1 pseudogene is annotated in these 1,247 nt (G+C 75.2%); it reads left to right on the top strand.

Going from position 1 to position 1,247, the window contains the following annotated elements:
- Nucleotides 1-1,247: pseudogene (locus tag FRW57_RS21775) on the top strand (chromosome segregation protein SMC); the annotation flags it as partial.

Raw genomic sequence — 1,247 nt, 5'->3', positions numbered from 1 at the left:
ACCGCCGGGAGGGCCTTGCCAAGCTGGCCGGCCAGGTGGCGGCGCGGCGCAGCCGGATCGAGGCGGGAGAGGCCGAGATCGGCCGGCTCCGGGAGAACCTCGCCGAGAGCACCACGCGGGCGCAGGCTGCCGAGCAGGAGTTCGCCGCCCTCGAGTCCTCCGTGGCCGTCGACGAGGAGGGCGAGGAGGGGCTCGACACCGCCCACGAGCAGGCCGCCGCCGAGCTGGAACAGGCCCGCGCCGAGGTCGACCGGCTTCGGGAGTCCGAGCGAGCGGCCGAGCGCGACCGGTCTTCCCTGACTGCCCGTCTGGAGGCCCTCGAGCTCGGGCTGCGCCGCAAGGACGGAGCCGCCGCGTTGCTGGCCTCCACCGAGCGGCTGGAGGGCATCGACGGGTCTGTTGCTGCGGTGGTGCAGGTCGCACCGGGGCACGAGACCGCGGTGGCGGCCGCACTGGACTGGGCCGCCGACGCTCTCGTGGTCTCATCGGTGGACAGCGCCCGCCGTGCCCTGCAGACGCTGCGCGACGACGACTCGGGCCGCGCCGGCATGCTCCTCGGAGCCACGGCACGTCCGGGCGCACCCGGCCCCTGGCCGCAGCTGCCTGGCAACGCAGCGGTCTGGGCGCGCGAGGTGGTCACCGCGCCCGAGCAGGTACGTCCCGCCCTCGAGCAGCTCCTGGACCGGGTCGCCCTGGTCCCGGACGCCGACACCGCGGCTGCGCTGCTCGAGCGTGGCGACGGCGTCACCGCAGTGACGGCCGACGGCGACGTCTTCGCGCCCGGCTACGTGCGAGGGGGCAGCGCCTCCGCGCCCAGCCTGATCGAGACACAGGCGGCCGTCGACGAGACGCGAGAGCGCATCCAGGACGCGTCTCGCCGGACCGACGAGGCGAAGTTCGCACTCGCGACCGCCACCGAGCGCGTCACGCGAGCCGAGGACGCCGTGGAGCACACCCTCGAGCGGCTGCACGAGTCCGACGCACGCCTCGCCGCCGTTGCCGAGAAGCTCGGTCAGCTCGGGGCCGTGGTGCGGGGCGCGCGCGGCGAGGGCGACCGGGTCGAGCACGCGATCGCGACCGCGGAGCAGGCGCTGGAGAGCGACCGCGCCGAGCTCGCGGACCTGCAGGAGCGGCTCGCGGCAGCCGACGAGGAGCCGGCGGCGCAGGCTCCTTCGTCGTGGTCTCCTCCACCTTCGAGTCGGCTTCGGTGCGCTGGGGAGTTGTCGGTTCGGCCATCCCGCGACGAT

It is taken from the genome of Segeticoccus rhizosphaerae (assembly GCF_009192725.1).
Lineage (GTDB): Bacteria > Actinomycetota > Actinomycetes > Actinomycetales > Dermatophilaceae > Segeticoccus > Segeticoccus rhizosphaerae.
Note: the sequence above shows the minus strand (reverse complement) of the source record. Positions and strands in the feature narration are given on the sequence as shown.